This window comes from Enterococcus sp. DIV0174, from assembly GCF_050529065.1.
Lineage (GTDB): Bacteria > Bacillota > Bacilli > Lactobacillales > Enterococcaceae > Enterococcus_B > Enterococcus_B thailandicus.
Genome location: NZ_CP172881.1, coordinates 1,500,260 through 1,516,101, shown reverse-complemented (window position 1 = coordinate 1,516,101; position 15,842 = coordinate 1,500,260). Strand labels below are relative to the sequence as shown.

The following is a 15,842-nucleotide window of genomic DNA, read 5'->3' as shown; positions in this document are numbered from 1 at the left end:
TTATAAAGAGTATTTATAAGTACGTCAAATAAATAAAAGAGATGGCTTTTCTATCTATTTATTTCAATTAAAAACGTGTATAATAAAAATAACTTAACAAAAAGAAAATAAATTGAATTAAAGTTCGTGTAAAGGGGTAGTTTGATGAAGAGTGATTTACAAATTTCACAAGAAACTGACTTAAAACCGATTGTTGAGATAGCTGATAAAGTAAATCTTGGCTATGAGGACCTGGAATTATATGGAAATTACAAAGCAAAAATAAATTTTTCGGCAATTGAGGAGCTAAAAGCAAAGCCGGATGGCAAACTGATTTTGGTCACGTCAATTAACCCAACACCTGCGGGGGAAGGAAAGTCAACTGTTACTGTTGGCTTGGGAGATGCACTAAATCAAATTAACAAACAGGCAGCAATCGCTTTAAGAGAACCTTCATTAGGACCCGTCATGGGGATTAAAGGTGGTGCAGCTGGCGGTGGATATGCCCAAGTTTTACCAATGGAAGACATCAATCTGCACTTTACTGGCGACATGCACGCTATTACAAGTGCGAATAATGCACTATCTGCCTTTTTAGATAACCATATCCATCAAGGAAATGAATTGAAAATTGATGCCAGACGTGTTATTTGGAAGCGTGTGGTTGACTTGAATGACCGTGAATTGCGTCAGGTGATTGTTGGCTTAGGTGGACCAATCCAGGGAGTACCAAGAGAGGATGGCTTTGACATCACCGTTGCTAGTGAAATCATGGCGATTTTATGTTTGGCAACTGATTTAGATGACTTAAAGGCGCGGCTAGCACGAATCGTCATTGGGTATACTTTTGACAGAGAACCTGTAACTGCAGGTGACTTAAAAGTAGAAGGCGCTCTTGCTTTACTTCTAAAAGATGCGTTGAAACCAAATTTAGTTCAAACAATTTATGGCACACCTGCGTTTATTCATGGTGGACCATTTGCAAATATTGCTCACGGATGTAATAGTATTTTAGCGACTAAAACAGCTTTAAAATTAGCTGATTACGTGGTTACGGAAGCTGGCTTTGGTGCAGATTTGGGCGCGGAGAAGTTTCTTGATATCAAAGTCCCTAACTTGAAAAAAGCGCCAGATGCAATTGTAATTGTTGCAACGATTCGCGCATTAAAAATGCACGGGGGTAGACAAAAGTCAGAACTACTTGAAGAAGATTTATCTGCTTTGAAAGCCGGTTTTGTTAATTTGAAACGCCACATTGAAAATATGCGTTCGTACAATATCCCTGTAATCGTGGCAATCAACGAGTTTGTTACGGATACGAAAGCAGAATTTGCATTGTTAGAAGAGTTATGTGAAAACCAAGGTGTCTTAGCTAAACGTGTCAGTGTATGGGAACAAGGCGCGCTTGGTGGTGTGGATTTAGCAAAAGCTGTAGTGGAACTAATTGCTGAACAAGCAGCTGATTATCAACCGTTATATCAATCAACTGCGACGATTTCGGAAAAAGCAGAGACAATCGTCAAAAAGATTTATGGTGGACAAGGCGTTCAATTTAGTAAAAAAGCGCAGAAACAAATCGAGGAGTTTGAGAAAAATGGTTGGAGTGGCTTGCCAATCTGCATGGCAAAAACCCAGTATTCATTTTCAGATGATCCAACGTTGCTTGGCGCACCAACTGATTTTACGATTACGATTCGAGAATTTGTTCCCAAATTAGGTGCTGGCTTTTTAGTAGCACTCACAGGTGACGTGATGACGATGCCAGGATTGCCAAAAAAACCTGCAGCGTTAAACATGGATGTAACGAATCAAGGAGAAGTGATCGGTTTGTTTTGATGATAAACGGATGATTCAAAAGAAGTGGGAGGTATGGCAAAACTTTTGTCATACCTCCTTTTTCTGAAGTTATGGTGTTCTCCAAGTAGCGCCTCGAGATAATTTATAACTATCCAAAAATGTGAAAAGCTATTTTTGTCAGTCGCTCTTTATTTTTTCGAAGCTGAACGCTTGGAGCCACAACCTTATTCACGGTGTTCCCCAAGCAACTTCTCGAAATAACTCTCAACTGTTCAAAAATATGAAAAGCTATTTTTTTCAGTTGCTCTTTATTTTTTCGAAGCTGAACGCTTGGAGTCACAACCTTATCTAAGGTATTTTCTTTTTCATTGTTGTGTTTTAAGTTATACTAAAGCATAATAGGAGGGGCATTATGAAAATAAAATTCACCAGAAAAACTGGTTTTTATGGAATGGGAAGTTCGATTCGACTACAAATTAATGGAAAGTCTGTTTACTTAAATCAGCAAGACAGCGTGGAAGTAGAAGCAACCGTTCCACTAACGATGCAAGTCACGTTTTTTTGGTTAAAAAGTCCAGTTTATCAAATTGCATTGCCAAAAGATGCGTACGTTATTACGATGAACTTACTCCTGTTGCAATTGTATCCGGTACTCTTTTTTTTCACGAGTTTAAGTGCCATTTATTTTAATAATTTATTCTATAGCTTGGTAGCTGTGATTGGAATGATTGGTTTCTTTTTCTTCATTAAGAACCAAGCTTATGTCATCAAGGAGGACCCTAGCAAATATGAGTAACTCTGATGTGTTTTTAAGTAGCTTCAATCGTATTGAAAAATGGATGCGTGAGGAAATGGGAAATACCCGTAATATGGGCTTTACCGAATTAGTGCGCCGATTGGCTCGCAAAAAAGGGTCAATGGTCCGTAAATATGAAGAAGATTTATTTCAGATGGCGCAATTAAGGAACGCAATTGTTCATGAAAGAATTGCTGAAGACTTTGTCATTGCAGAGCCAAATGAGTGGGCAGTTGACAAGATCCAAGTCATTGAAGAGGCATTGATTCGTCCAGCCACGGTGTTGCCGAAGTTTGCAAAGAAAGTGACTGGTTTTGATAAAAATATTCCTTTACTAGATTTGCTAGAGACGATTGCTCAAAAGCGTTACTCTCAATTTCCACTGTATAATAAAGGGAAATTTGAAGCATTGATTACTTTACGAGCAATCGGATTTTGGTTGGCTAAAGAAAGTCAACAAGGAGTGATTGACTTAACACGGAAGCAAGCGAAAGATTTGATTATTGGTGATGGAAAATATACAAATTATCAATTTGTTTCTGCGAACACGAAAATATACGAAGTTGAGTTGATGTTTCGTGAGCAAGGGACGCTAGAGGCAGTGTTGATTACAAAAGATGGAAACCCTGATGGCAATTTATTAGGGATTATTCGACCAAGAGATATTTTTAAACAAGTAGAAAAGGATTGATCGTGTGTTAGTTATATATTGGATAATGAGTGGCGCTTTGATTGTGATAGATCAATGGGTCAAATGGTGGATTACAAGCAACTTAGCATTAGGAGAAACCCAATCAATCATTCCTGGTGTCTTATCGCTAAACCATATTCGGAATACGGGAGCAGCTTGGAGCATGCTAGAGGGAAAAATGTGGTTCTTTACTGTGGTAACAATTGTTGCTGTGGTAGCAATCGTTTATTTAATGATTAAAAACAGGCAGACAGCAAGTCGTTGGTTTATGACTGGTTTGGCATTGATTTTAGCAGGCGCGATTGGAAACTTTATTGATCGTGTGCGTTTAGGTTATGTAGTGGACATGTTCCAAACAGATTTTATGAACTTTCCGATTTTTAATGTCGCTGATATTTCATTAGTTTGTGGTGTGATTTGTATATTGATATATATTATTTTAGATGAAAAGGATCAAGTGAAAAAATGACAGAACTAAGAGCAACAATCGAACAAGAAACAGGACGAATTGATAAAGTCCTAACAGGCTTATTTCCAGATTATAGTCGTTCTCAAATCCAACTTTGGTTAAAAGAAGGCGTGGTTGCTGTAAATGGTCAACCCGTTAAAGCAAATTATAAAGTGAAAGCAAAGGATGAACTATTTGTAGCGATTCCCGAGCCAGAAACATTAGATGTCATCGCTGAAGATATTCCGTTAACAATTGTTTACGAGGACGAAGATGTCGCAGTTATCAATAAGCCACAAGGCATGGTTGTCCACCCTTCAGCTGGGCACAGCCATGGAACTTTGGTAAATGCGTTGATGTATCATGTCAAAGATTTATCTTCCATTAACGGTGTGATTCGCCCTGGAATCGTGCATCGGATTGATAAAGATACCTCTGGTTTGTTAATGGTTGCCAAGAATGACCAAGCACATGAATCATTGGCAAAACAATTAAAAGATAAAACTTCTTTACGAAAATACGTTGCGTTAGTTCATGGTGAGATTTCGCACGATAAGGGAACGATCAATGCGCCGATTGGCCGTTCAAAAGTCAATCGCAAGATGCAATCCGTTCGTGAAGATGGAAAATCTGCTGTTACTCATTTTACTGTGCTAGAACGTTTTGAAGGATTTACTTTGGTTGAATTAAAATTAGAAACAGGTCGTACGCACCAAATTCGTGTCCACATGCAATATATTGGTTTTCCTTTGGCAGGCGATCCTGTATACGGGCCAAAGAAAACTTTACCAGGAAATGGTCAATTCTTACATGCCCAGATGTTAGGCTTCACACATCCTGTTACCGGACAAGAAATGGTCTTTGAAGCGCCACTTCCTGAAGTGTTTGAAAAAACTTTAGAAAAATTAAGAAAAAGCCATTGATTTTTTATGCTGGCAACGGTATAGTATTAACAACGAAAAGCTTAAACGAAAATTAAATAGTAGTCCTTTAAGTTTAGTCCCGTGAGGCTAAGAAGGGTGTGAGTAATCAACTATATGGTGCGCTATATGTGTGATGCTCAATGACGAAGTATAGCTAACAGTGCAACTGTATTAGCTATCTATGAACGTACCAAATTGTACAATCAGTCTAAACATACCTCCTGTCCTCTTAGGGCAGGAGTTTTTTTATGCAAAAAAATGGAGGGAAACAGTATGCAAACCAAAGAAGTAGTCGATCAAGTAACAATGAAACGAGCATTGACACGAATTACTTATGAAATCATCGAAAGAAATCACAGCATTGAAGACATCGTCTTAGTGGGAATCAAAACACGAGGAATTTATATTGCTGCTCGAATTGCCGAACGATTAAAACAGTTGGAAGACATCGAAGTTCCAGTTGGTGAGTTAGACATCACATTGTATCGTGATGATAAAAAAGAGCTTGCAGAAGGACCTGAGCTACATTCATCAGATGTGCCAGTTTCTTTAGAAGGAAAAGAAGTTATCTTGATTGATGACGTGCTTTACACAGGGCGTACGATTCGAGCGGCAATGGATGCCATCATGGATTTAGGGCGTCCAAGAAAAATTTCATTAGCTGTACTAGTTGATCGCGGTCATCGCGAACTACCAATTCGTGCCGATTATGTCGGGAAAAATATTCCAACATCAAAAGCAGAAGAAATTCTGGTAGAGATGCAAGAGCTTGACGGACAAGATCGTATCATGATTTTAAAAGAGGAAGAATAGGGGAAAAGATATGTCAGAGAAAAAAGAATTTCATAATGATAGTGTTGTATTAGACATTCATGACCGTCCAAAATTAGGTCATTGGGTTGGTTTAAGTTTACAGCATTTATTCACGATGTTTGGAGCAACAGTTTTAGTACCGCTTTTAGTTGGAATCGATCCGGGGATTGCGTTAGTCAGTTCAGGATTGGGCACACTGGTTTACTTGTTTACAACAAAAGGAAAAATTCCAGCTTACTTAGGAAGTAGCTTTGCCTTTATTGCAGCGATGCAAATGTTGATGAAAACAGATGGTTATCCAGCAATTGCGCAAGGAGCAATCACAACTGGGTTGGTTTACCTGATTGTCGCTTTGATTATCAAAAAAATCGGTGCAGCATGGCTTGACCGAATCTTACCACCAATCGTTGTTGGACCAGTAATTATGGTTATCGGGTTGGGGCTAGCAGCAAATGCTGCAAATAATGCAATGTACAACAATGGTAACTACGATTTTAAATACATTGCCGTAGCGTTAATCACGTTAGGTTTGACGATTTTCTTCAATATGTTCTTACGCGGATTTCTTGGGTTGATTCCAATCTTATTAGGAATCGTGAGTGGCTACATCGTCGCCTTACTCTTTGGAATTGTTGATACACAACCGATTGCAGACGCAGCGTGGTTTGCTTTACCAAACTTTGAAATTCCATTTGTTCAATATGAACCAAAATTATATCTAGGTGCGATTACAACAATGGCACCAATCGCATTTGTAACAATGACAGAACATATTGGTCATTTGATGGTGCTGAACAAATTAACTCGCAGAAACTTCTTTGAAGAGCCTGGATTGCACAAAACATTAATGGGTGACGGATTAGCACAGATCGTTGCAGCGTTTGTCGGTGGCCCTCCAGTTACAAGTTATGGAGAAAACATTGGCGTACTAGCAATCACACGAGTGCATAGCGTCTTCGTGATTGGCGGAGCAGCATTCTTCGCGGTTATCTTGGGATTTGTTGGAAAACTAAGTGCCTTAATCTTAAGTATCCCTGGACCAGTTATTTCAGGAATCAGTTTTATCTTGTTCGGTGTTATCGCAGCTAGCGGGATGAAAATCTTGATTGAGAACAAAGTAGATTTCGATAAAAAGAAAAACTTGTTGATTGCAGCAGTCATCTTGGTTGTCGGTATCGGAGGCTTAGTCTTCCAAGTAGGAACATTCACGTTATCAGCAATGGCATTAGCAACTGTCCTTGGTATCATTTTAAATCTTATCTTACCAGAAACTTCACGTAGCGAAGAAAACTAGGAGGAAAATTCATGATCATCCAATCAGAACGTATCAGTTTAAAACATTTATTAACCGTTGAAGCACTCACAGACCAAGAAGTTATGGGCTTGATTCGCCGCGGGCAAGAGTTCAAACAAGGTGCAAAATGGACACCACAAAAGAGCCAATATTTTGCAACTAACTTATTTTTCGAAAATAGTACAAGAACACATAAAAGTTTTGATGTAGCTGAGAAAAAGCTTGGTTTAGAAGTAATCGAGTTTGAAGCAAGCACTAGCTCAGTTTCAAAAGGGGAAACACTTTACGATACCGTTTTGACAATGTCCGCATTAGGAGTGGATGTAGCAGTCATTCGTCATGGAGATGAAAACTATTATGAGGATTTGATTCAAAGCAAAACAATCCAATGCTCGATTATCAACGGTGGGGATGGCAGTGGTCAGCATCCAACACAATGTTTACTAGATTTGATGACGATTTATGAAGAATTTGGCCATTTTGACGGACTGAAAGTAGCCATCGTTGGTGACATCACACATTCACGTGTCGCTAAATCAAACATGCAAATGTTGAAACGCCTAGGCGCACAAGTTTTCTTCTCTGGACCAGAAGAATGGTATGACAATGAATTTGAAGTTTACGGACACTACTTGCCACTGGATGAACTACTCGACCAAGTAGATGTAATGATGATGCTACGAGTACAACATGAACGTCATGATGGAAAAGAAAGTTTCTCAAAAGAAAGTTATCATCAAGAACATGGCTTAACTGTTGAACGTGCAAAGAAGATGCAAAAACATGCAATCATCATGCACCCAGCACCTGTCAATCGTGACGTTGAACTAGCCGACTCATTAGTGGAAGGATTACAGTCACGAATCGTTCAACAAATGAGCAATGGCGTATTTGTCAGAATGGCAATTTTAGAGGCAGTACTAAACGGGAAAGCGTAAAAGTAGGAGGACGAAGACATGAAAACACTCATTAAAAACGGTCAAATCATTACACGAAAAAATGAAACAACACCTGCAGAAATTTGGATTGAAGAAGGGAAAATCAAAGCAATCGGTACTGGATTTTCTGAGACTGAATTTGATGAAGTGTTTGATGCAAAAGGACAACTCATCACACCGGGGCTAGTGGACGTACATGTTCATTTAAGAGAACCTGGTTTTACGTATAAAGAAACGATTGAAGCAGGAACGAAAGCAGCAGCACATGGCGGATTTACTACAGTGTGCGCAATGCCTAATCTAGATCCTGTGCCTGATACAGCTGAAAAACTAAGTCAAGTTTATGAAATCATCAAGCGAGATGCAGTTGTGAAAGTCTTACAGTACGCACCAATCACTGAAAAGTTGCGAAGTGAGGTTTTAGTTGATCAAGAGGCGTTGATTGACGCAGGTGCCTTTGCATTCACCAATGATGGTGTTGGTGTACAAACAGCAGGTACGATGTATCTAGCAATGAAGGAAGCTGCTAAAAATAATAAAGCATTGGTTGCCCATACCGAAGATGAATCCTTACTGTTCGGTGGCGTTATGCACGCAGGCGAAAAAGCCAAAGAATTGGATTTGCCGGGAATTTTAAGTGCAACCGAATCTTCGCAAATTGCAAGAGATTTAATTTTAGCGGAAGAAACAGGTGTCCATTACCACGTCTGTCACGTATCAACGAAAGAAAGTGTTCGTATTATCCGCGATGCGAAAAAAGCTGGTGTTCATGTAACAGCAGAAGTTTCGCCGCACCATTTGCTCTTGATCGATGAAGATATTCCAGAAGATTTTGGTTTTTGGAAAATGAATCCACCCCTACGTGGACGTGAAGATCGCGAAGCGCTGATTGAAGGATTACTTGATGGAACAATTGATTGCATCGCCACAGACCATGCACCTCATGGTCTAGAAGAAAAGAGTCAAAGCTTTTTAAATGCACCATTCGGAATCGTTGGAAGCGAAACAGCTTTTCAGTTGATTTATACTCATTTTGTTAAAACCGGCATTTTCACGCTGGAACAAGTGATTGAATGGCTAGCTGTTAAACCAGCAGAAATTTTTGACTTGAATGTTGGGACACTAACGATTGGCGCTCCAGCAGATATTGCAGTGTTTGATATCGAACACGAGTATAAAATTGCGAAAGAAGACTTCTTGTCAAAAGGTGAGAATACACCATTCGTTGATTGGACGGTCAAAGGGGAAACATTGTTGACATTCGTTGACGGAAAAATTGCTTGGCAAAAGGAGGTCTAGGAGCAGGATGGATCGATTACTGATTTTAGAAGATGGGACTGTATTTGAAGGGCAAGCCTTTGGAGCAGATGCAAATGTTTTTGGTGAAATTGTTTTTACAACAAGTATGACTGGTTACCAAGAAACGATTACAGATCAAAGCTTTAATGGTCAAATCATTACTTTTACGTATCCAATGGTTGGAAATTATGGCGTGAACCGAGATGATTACGAGTCGATTTCGCCGACTTGTAAGGGTGTTGTAGTGAAGGAACATGCGCGAGTGGCTTCAAACTGGCGCAATCAGATGACGTTAGATGCTTTTTTGAAACAAAAAGGGATCCCAGGGATTTCGGGAATTGATACAAGAGCTTTAACCCGTAAAATTCGCGAAGTTGGGACGATGAAAGCAAGTATTGTTGATGCAGGTGATAGTTTTGAACATGCATTTGATCAATTAAAAGCGACTGTTTTAGCAACGAATCAAGTCCAACAAGTGTCGACCAACAAACCTTATCCAAGTCCTGGCACAGGGCGAAATGTAGTTGTAATTGATTTTGGCTTGAAACATAGCATCTTACGTGAATTAAGCAAACGAAATTGTAACTTAACAGTCATGCCTTATAACACAGAAGCAAAAACGATTCTCGAACTTGCACCCGATGGCGTGATGCTGACAAATGGACCGGGAGATCCCAAAGATGTGCCTGAAGCAATCAAGATGATTCAAGAAATTCAAGGAAAAGTACCGATTTTTGGTATTTGTTTAGGTCACCAATTGTTTGCACTAGCTAATGGTGCAGACACGTATAAGATGAAATTTGGTCATCGAGGATTAAATCATCCCGTACGAGAAATTGCGACGGGGAGAATTGACTTTACTTCACAAAACCACGGATACGCAGTTGATGAAAACACAATTGATCCGAATAAACTAATGGTCACTCATATTGAAGTGAACGATGGAACAGTGGAAGGGATTCGCCATCGCGATTACCCTGCTTTTAGTGTGCAATTTCACCCTGATGCAGCACCAGGACCACACGATGCACTACACTTATTTGATGAATTTATGGAAATGATGGATGCAGGAAGGGAGCAATAAGAATGCCAAAACGGACAGATATCAAAAAAATCATGGTGATTGGCTCAGGACCAATCATTATCGGTCAAGCGGCCGAATTTGATTATGCTGGAACGCAAGCTTGTCTTGCACTTAAAGAAGAAGGCTATGAAGTTGTTTTAGTCAACTCAAATCCTGCAACGATTATGACAGATCAAGAAATTGCGGATCAAGTCTACATCGAGCCAATAACATTAGAGTTTGTTTCACGCATTTTAAGAAAAGAACGTCCAGATGCACTGCTTCCAACTTTAGGTGGCCAAACGGGTTTAAACATGGCGATGGAACTAGCTGAGTCAGGAATTTTGGATGAACTTCAGATTGAACTTCTGGGTACGAAGCTTTCTGCAATCGACCAAGCAGAAGATCGAGATTTGTTCAAAAAATTGATGGAAGACTTAAATCAGCCAATTCCCGAATCAGAAATCGTGACTACGGTCGAAGATGCCGTCGCTTTTGCGAATCAAATTGGTTATCCGATTATTGTTCGACCTGCATTCACCCTTGGAGGTACAGGTGGTGGAATGTGTGAAAATGAAGAAGAATTGCGAATCACTGCAGAAAATGGGCTGAGTTTATCGCCTGTTACGCAATGCTTGATTGAGCGCAGTATTGCTGGATATAAAGAAATCGAGTACGAAGTGATGCGTGACTCAGCTGATAATGCGATTGTTGTTTGTAATATGGAGAACTTTGATCCAGTAGGTATCCACACAGGAGATTCCATTGTTTTTGCACCAAGTCAAACGCTATCTGATCACGAATATCAAACATTGCGTGATGCGTCACTTTCAATTATTCGTGCGTTGAAAATCGAAGGTGGTTGTAACGTTCAGCTTGCCCTTGACCCTCATAGCTTTAATTATTATGTGATTGAAGTAAATCCACGTGTTTCACGATCTTCGGCACTAGCAAGTAAAGCAACCGGCTATCCAATTGCAAAATTAGCGGCTAAAATCGCGTTGGGCTTGACTTTAGATGAAATGAAAAATCCAGTAACTGGAACAACTTATGCAGAATTCGAACCAGCGTTAGACTATGTCGTTGCAAAAATCCCACGTTGGCCATTTGATAAATTTGAAAATGGGGAACGTATACTGGGAACACAAATGAAAGCAACGGGTGAAGTCATGGCAATTGGACGAAATATCGAAGAGTCGTTACTAAAAGCCGTTCGCTCTCTTGAAATCGGCACACATCATCTTGAGCTTCCTGAATTGGCAAATGTGAATGAAGACCAGCTAACTGAAAAAATGGTTCGAGCACAAGACGATCGTCTGTTTTATGTTGCGGAGGCGTTACGCCGAGGCTATCCAATTGAGGAAATAGCTGAGTTAACAAAGATTGACTTATTCTTCTTAGATAAATTACTCCATATTATTGAAATCGAAACCCAATTACAAGCAGAGCCTTCCAATTTAAGGCTGTTGAAATTAGCAAAGAAAAACGGATTTACAGACAAAAAGATTGCACAATTATGGCAAACAACGCCAGAAAAAATTCGTGAACTTCGAAAAGAAAATCAGTTATTGCCAGTCTACAAAATGGTAGATACTTGTGCAGCTGAATTTGAATCAAATACGCCTTATTTTTATAGCTCATATGAATTTGAAAATGAAAGTAGTCGCTCAGAAAAACCATCTGTGTTGGTACTTGGTTCTGGACCAATTCGAATTGGTCAAGGGGTGGAGTTCGACTATGCGACGGTTCATTCAGTAAAAGCAATCCAACAAGCAGGTTATGAAGCAATCATTATGAATAGTAATCCAGAAACAGTTTCCACAGATTTCTCAGTTTCAGATAAGTTGTACTTTGAACCACTGACTTTTGAAGATGCGATGAATGTGATTGAGCTAGAACAACCAATTGGCGTTATCGTTCAGTTTGGCGGACAAACGGCAATCAATTTAGGTGAGCCGTTAGCCAAAGCTGGTGTGAAAATTTTAGGAACGACGATTGAGGATTTGGATCGAGCAGAAAACCGTGATTTATTTGAACAAGCGTTGCAAGAACTAAAGATTCCACAGCCACTAGGAGATACAGCAACAAGTAAAGAAGAAGCTGTAAAAATTGCAACGATGATTGGTTATCCTGTCTTAGTTCGTCCAAGTTATGTGCTTGGCGGACGGGCAATGGAAATCGTAGAAAATCAGCGTGACCTAGAGGATTATATGGAGCATGCCGTGAAAGCCTCGCCTGAACATCCTGTTTTGATTGACCGCTACTTAGTGGGCGGTGAATGCGAAGTTGATGCGATCTGTGATGGAGAAACTGTCTTGATTCCTGGAATCATGGAACATATTGAGCGTGCGGGGGTCCATTCAGGTGACTCAATGGCGGTATACCCACCACAAACATTATCAGAAGAGATTAAATCGACAATTGAAGATTACACGAAACGATTAGCTTTAGGACTAAACTGTATTGGAATGATGAATATCCAATTTGTGATCCATGAGGAAAAAGTCTATGTGATCGAAGTCAATCCCCGTGCGAGCCGTACTGTACCATTTTTAAGTAAAGTAACTGGGATTCCAATGGCACAAGTAGCAACCAAAGCCATTTTGGGCCAAAGTTTGCGGGAATTAGGTTATGAAACAGGTCTTTATCCTGAAACCGAAGATGTCCATGTAAAAGCACCTGTCTTTTCATTCACGAAGCTACAAAAGGTTGACACGTACTTAGGGCCTGAAATGAAATCAACTGGTGAAGTCATGGGCTCCGATCGAAACTTAGACAAAGCTTTGTATAAAGCCTTTCGAGCTGCTGGGTTAAATCTGCCAGATTATGGTGCAGTCCTCTTTACGATTGCAGACGAAACAAAAGAAGAAGCATTGGGCTTAGCTAAACGCTTTGCAGAGATTGGTTACAGTTTGCTAGGTACGAAACATACAGCTGAATTTTTCCGTAACAACGGGTTAATTGTTACGACAGTAGCGAAAATTTCAGAAACAACAACAGAGGAAAACGTTGTCGATATCATTCGAACAGGAAAAGCACAAGTAGTTGTGAATACGATTGATAAAGACCGTGGGAATGCGTCAAAAGATGGCTTTATTATCCGACGTGAATCAGTTGAACATGGTGTACCACTCTTTACTTCACTTGATACAGCAGCTGCAATCGTTCGAGTGATGGAATCACGTGCGTTTTCAACAAAAGCAATTTAAAAAGGTTCGCATCATTCACTTAGCTCCGCTGAAGTAACTGACAAGTAACAGAATCCTTTTAGCTGGTTCTGACTAGTTGTGAGTTGCTCTGAGGAGCTGTTTTATGGAAAAATAGGTTGAGTATAAAAAACGGCTTCATCAATGAGTTTTAACAAAGTCGATAAGTATAGGAGTGTGGATATGAAACAAGAAGTTATGGAAATCATTCAACAAAATCAGTTAGCACCACGAATTTTTGAACTGACACTAAAGGGTGAATTAGTTCAAGAGATGAAGCGTCCGGGTCAATTTATTCATATCCGTGTTCCTAGAGCAGACTTGTTATTACGTAGACCAATTAGTTTAAATAAAATCGATCCAAGTACGAATACTTGTCGAATCATTTATCGTGTAGAAGGTGACGGAACTAAATTATTTTCAACGTTGACTACAGGTGATACGCTGGATGTGATGGGACCACTAGGAAATGGGTTTGATTTAACGGGATTAAAAGCTGGAGATTGTGCATTCATCGTTGGCGGTGGTATCGGGATTCCACCATTATATGAATTATCTCATCAACTAAAAGCAAAAGGTGTCAAAGTCAAGCACTTTTTAGGTTTTGCATCAGCAGATGTTATGTACTATGAAGAAAAGTTCCAACAACTTGGAGAAACAAAAATTGCTACAGATGATGGCTCGGCAGGCGTCCAAGGAAATGTTGGTAATCTTTTGTTAGCAGAAGAAAATAAAAAACCAGACGCAGTGTTTGCTTGTGGTGCGAATGGAATGCTTAAGGCGGTCGAGCACTTTTTCCACGATCATCCTAATGTCCAGCTTTCTTTAGAATCACGCATGGCATGTGGAATCGGTGCTTGCTATGCTTGTGTATGCCACAAGGCAGAAGATGAAACGAAAAGTGTGAAAGTCTGTGATGAAGGTCCGATTTTCAAAGCAGGAGAGGTGATTCTATGACACAACCATCATTAGCAGTAAAAATACCAGGACTTGATTTAAAAAATCCAATCATGCCTGCTAGCGGCTGTTTTGGTTTTGGAAAAGAATATGGACAGTACTATGATTTGAATCAATTAGGTTCAATCATGGTTAAAGCAACGACACCACAAGCCAGATTTGGTAACCCGACACCTCGTGTTGCTGAAACCCCTTCAGGTATGCTAAATGCAATCGGCTTACAAAATCCCGGACTAGAAACCGTGATGAATGAGTTATTACCTGAATTAGAAAAATATCCTGATTTGCCAATCATTGCCAATGTGGCAGGCGCATGCGAAGAAGACTATGTGGAAGTCTGCGGTAAAATTGGTGATGCGCCTAATGTGAAGGCAATCGAATTAAACATCTCTTGCCCCAACGTGAAGCACGGAGGTATTGCGTTTGGAACAGATCCTGATGTCGCTTTTCAACTAACACAGGCGGTAAAGAAAGTTGCTAAGGTTCCAATCTATGTCAAATTATCGCCCAACGTTACTGATATCGTTCCTATCGCTTTAGCAATTGAAGCAGGTGGAGCAGACGGGTTTACTATGATTAACACACTCTTAGGAATGCGCATTGATTTAAAGACAAGAAAACCGATTTTAGCGAATCAAACAGGTGGTCTATCAGGTCCCGCAATCAAACCAGTTGCGATTCGCTTAATCCATCAAGTCGCAGGCGTCTCTAAGCTACCAATTATTGGTATGGGTGGTGTTCAGACGGTTGATGATGTATTAGAAATGATTATGGCGGGTGCAAGTGCAGTCGCAGTTGGAACCGCCAATTTTACAGATCCCTACGTTTGCCCAAAATTGATTGATGCTTTACCTCAGCGAATGGCTGAGTTAGGTATCGCATCATTGGAACAACTTATTCAAGAAGTTAGAGAGGAGCGTCAACAATGAATCAGCGACCGATTATTGCCTTAGATTTTTCAAACCGAAACGAAGTAGAACAATTTTTACAATTATTTCCTGAGGAGGAAAAGTTGTTTGTTAAAATTGGGATGGAACTCTTTTATCAAGAAGGGCCAGCGATTGTCCGTTGGCTGAAAGAATCAGGACATGATGTATTTTTAGATTTGAAATTACATGATATTCCGAATACAGTTGAAAAAGCAATGCGTGGCTTAGCAAAGTTAGGCGTTGATATCACTTGTGTACATGCCGCCGGAGGAATCCGAATGATGGAGGCTGCGATGCGTGGTTTAGCATCAGGAACACCGGAAGGAAAACAACGACCCTTATTATTAGCAATTACTCAGTTGACTTCGACAAGTGAAGAAGAGATGCATCATGATCAGCTGATTGAAGTTCCTTTAGAAGAAAGTGTGATCCATTACGCTACTTGTGCACAAGTAGCAGGATTAGATGGCGTAGTTTCTTCAGCACTGGAAGTAACTAAAATCAAAGATGCTACAAATTCTGAATTTGTCTGCTTAACACCAGGCATCCGACCACAAGGAGCAGACATCGGTGATCAAACGCGAGTGGTAACTCCCGGACGAGCAAGAGAAATTGGAGCAACTTTCATTGTAGTTGGGCGCCCAATTACACAAGCAGAAAATCCTTACGAAGCTTACCAAACAATAAAAAACGAATGGAGCTAACACGA

Annotated in this window: 14 protein-coding genes; all 14 read left to right on the top strand. The window is 40.0% G+C overall.

Annotated features, from left to right (window positions below; all coding sequences use genetic code 11):
* Nucleotides 1–144 precede the first annotated feature (144 nt).
* The 14 genes from IGJ93_RS07185 (at nucleotide 145) to pyrF (ending at nucleotide 15,837) form a co-directional block, all read left to right on the top strand.
* Nucleotides 145–1,815, top strand: a complete 1,671-nt coding sequence (locus IGJ93_RS07185) for a formate--tetrahydrofolate ligase (RefSeq protein ID WP_071868965.1) — start codon at nucleotides 145–147, stop codon at nucleotides 1,813–1,815.
* 373 nt (nucleotides 1,816–2,188) lie between these two features.
* Nucleotides 2,189–2,572 carry a hypothetical protein gene (locus IGJ93_RS07180; protein ID WP_067482267.1) on the top strand — a complete coding sequence of 128 codons (384 nt, stop codon included), beginning with the start codon at nucleotides 2,189–2,191 and terminating at the stop codon, nucleotides 2,570–2,572.
* Nucleotides 2,565–3,263: a CBS domain-containing protein gene (locus IGJ93_RS07175; protein WP_067482265.1), complete on the top strand. Its 699-nt coding sequence runs from the start codon at nucleotides 2,565–2,567 to the stop codon at nucleotides 3,261–3,263. Before IGJ93_RS07180 ends, IGJ93_RS07175 begins: the two co-directional genes overlap by 8 nt.
* Nucleotides 3,264–3,267: 4 nt before the next feature.
* Nucleotides 3,268–3,732, top strand: a complete 465-nt coding sequence (gene lspA, locus IGJ93_RS07170) for a signal peptidase II (RefSeq protein WP_071868963.1) — start codon at nucleotides 3,268–3,270, stop codon at nucleotides 3,730–3,732.
* Complete coding sequence (locus tag IGJ93_RS07165; protein WP_067482261.1) at nucleotides 3,729–4,634, top strand: RluA family pseudouridine synthase; 906 nt, start codon at nucleotides 3,729–3,731, stop codon at nucleotides 4,632–4,634. Before lspA ends, IGJ93_RS07165 begins: the two co-directional genes overlap by 4 nt.
* 273 nt (nucleotides 4,635–4,907) lie before the next feature.
* Nucleotides 4,908–5,447, top strand: coding sequence for a bifunctional pyr operon transcriptional regulator/uracil phosphoribosyltransferase PyrR (gene pyrR, locus IGJ93_RS07160; protein WP_067482259.1), 540 nt, complete (start codon nucleotides 4,908–4,910; stop codon nucleotides 5,445–5,447).
* Between the two features lie 10 nt (nucleotides 5,448–5,457).
* A complete protein-coding gene (locus IGJ93_RS07155; RefSeq protein ID WP_430596891.1) occupies nucleotides 5,458–6,741 on the top strand; it encodes a solute carrier family 23 protein in 1,284 nt (427 codons plus the stop codon).
* Between the two features lie 11 nt (nucleotides 6,742–6,752).
* On the top strand, nucleotides 6,753–7,679 hold the full coding sequence (locus IGJ93_RS07150) for an aspartate carbamoyltransferase catalytic subunit (protein WP_067482255.1): 927 nt from the start codon (nucleotides 6,753–6,755) through the stop codon (nucleotides 7,677–7,679).
* A gap of 18 nt (nucleotides 7,680–7,697) precedes the next feature.
* On the top strand, nucleotides 7,698–8,978 hold the full coding sequence (locus IGJ93_RS07145) for a dihydroorotase (protein ID WP_071868960.1): 1,281 nt from the start codon (nucleotides 7,698–7,700) through the stop codon (nucleotides 8,976–8,978).
* A 7-nt stretch (nucleotides 8,979–8,985) separates the two neighbouring features.
* Nucleotides 8,986–10,062 carry a carbamoyl phosphate synthase small subunit gene (locus tag IGJ93_RS07140; protein ID WP_067482251.1) on the top strand — a complete coding sequence of 359 codons (1,077 nt, stop codon included), beginning with the start codon at nucleotides 8,986–8,988 and terminating at the stop codon, nucleotides 10,060–10,062.
* 2 nt (nucleotides 10,063–10,064) lie between these two features.
* The gene (carB, locus tag IGJ93_RS07135) at nucleotides 10,065–13,250 is read left to right on the top strand and encodes a carbamoyl-phosphate synthase large subunit (protein WP_086270900.1); all 3,186 of its coding nucleotides are present in this window, start codon (nucleotides 10,065–10,067) and stop codon (nucleotides 13,248–13,250) included.
* 180 nt (nucleotides 13,251–13,430) lie between these two features.
* On the top strand, nucleotides 13,431–14,204 hold the full coding sequence (locus tag IGJ93_RS07130; protein ID WP_067482248.1) for a dihydroorotate dehydrogenase electron transfer subunit: 774 nt from the start codon (nucleotides 13,431–13,433) through the stop codon (nucleotides 14,202–14,204).
* Nucleotides 14,201–15,133 (top strand): dihydroorotate dehydrogenase, encoded by a 933-nt coding sequence (locus IGJ93_RS07125; protein WP_067482246.1) that lies wholly within the window; start codon nucleotides 14,201–14,203, stop codon nucleotides 15,131–15,133. The genes IGJ93_RS07130 and IGJ93_RS07125 overlap by 4 nt, the downstream gene beginning before the upstream one ends.
* Nucleotides 15,130–15,837 (top strand): orotidine-5'-phosphate decarboxylase, encoded by a 708-nt coding sequence (pyrF, locus tag IGJ93_RS07120; protein ID WP_071868957.1) that lies wholly within the window; start codon nucleotides 15,130–15,132, stop codon nucleotides 15,835–15,837. Before IGJ93_RS07125 ends, pyrF begins: the two co-directional genes overlap by 4 nt.
* Nucleotides 15,838–15,842 lie beyond the last annotated feature (5 nt).

Excerpts from the sequence above, each read along its gene's own strand:
- IGJ93_RS07185 (WP_071868965.1), top strand. The coding sequence starts at position 145 with ATGAAGAGTGATTTACAAATTTCACAAGAAACTGACTTAAAACCGATT.
- IGJ93_RS07180 (WP_067482267.1), top strand. The coding sequence starts at position 2,189 with ATGAAAATAAAATTCACCAGAAAAACTGGTTTTTATGGAATGGGAAGT.
- IGJ93_RS07175 (WP_067482265.1), top strand. The coding sequence starts at position 2,565 with ATGAGTAACTCTGATGTGTTTTTAAGTAGCTTCAATCGTATTGAAAAA.
- IGJ93_RS07165 (WP_067482261.1), top strand. The coding sequence starts at position 3,729 with ATGACAGAACTAAGAGCAACAATCGAACAAGAAACAGGACGAATTGAT.
- pyrR (WP_067482259.1), top strand. The coding sequence starts at position 4,908 with ATGCAAACCAAAGAAGTAGTCGATCAAGTAACAATGAAACGAGCATTG.
- IGJ93_RS07155 (WP_430596891.1), top strand. The coding sequence starts at position 5,458 with ATGTCAGAGAAAAAAGAATTTCATAATGATAGTGTTGTATTAGACATT.
- IGJ93_RS07150 (WP_067482255.1), top strand. The coding sequence starts at position 6,753 with ATGATCATCCAATCAGAACGTATCAGTTTAAAACATTTATTAACCGTT.
- IGJ93_RS07145 (WP_071868960.1), top strand. The coding sequence starts at position 7,698 with ATGAAAACACTCATTAAAAACGGTCAAATCATTACACGAAAAAATGAA.
- IGJ93_RS07140 (WP_067482251.1), top strand. The coding sequence starts at position 8,986 with ATGGATCGATTACTGATTTTAGAAGATGGGACTGTATTTGAAGGGCAA.
- carB (WP_086270900.1), top strand. The coding sequence starts at position 10,065 with ATGCCAAAACGGACAGATATCAAAAAAATCATGGTGATTGGCTCAGGA.
- IGJ93_RS07130 (WP_067482248.1), top strand. The coding sequence starts at position 13,431 with ATGAAACAAGAAGTTATGGAAATCATTCAACAAAATCAGTTAGCACCA.
- IGJ93_RS07125 (WP_067482246.1), top strand. The coding sequence starts at position 14,201 with ATGACACAACCATCATTAGCAGTAAAAATACCAGGACTTGATTTAAAA.
- pyrF (WP_071868957.1), top strand. The coding sequence starts at position 15,130 with ATGAATCAGCGACCGATTATTGCCTTAGATTTTTCAAACCGAAACGAA.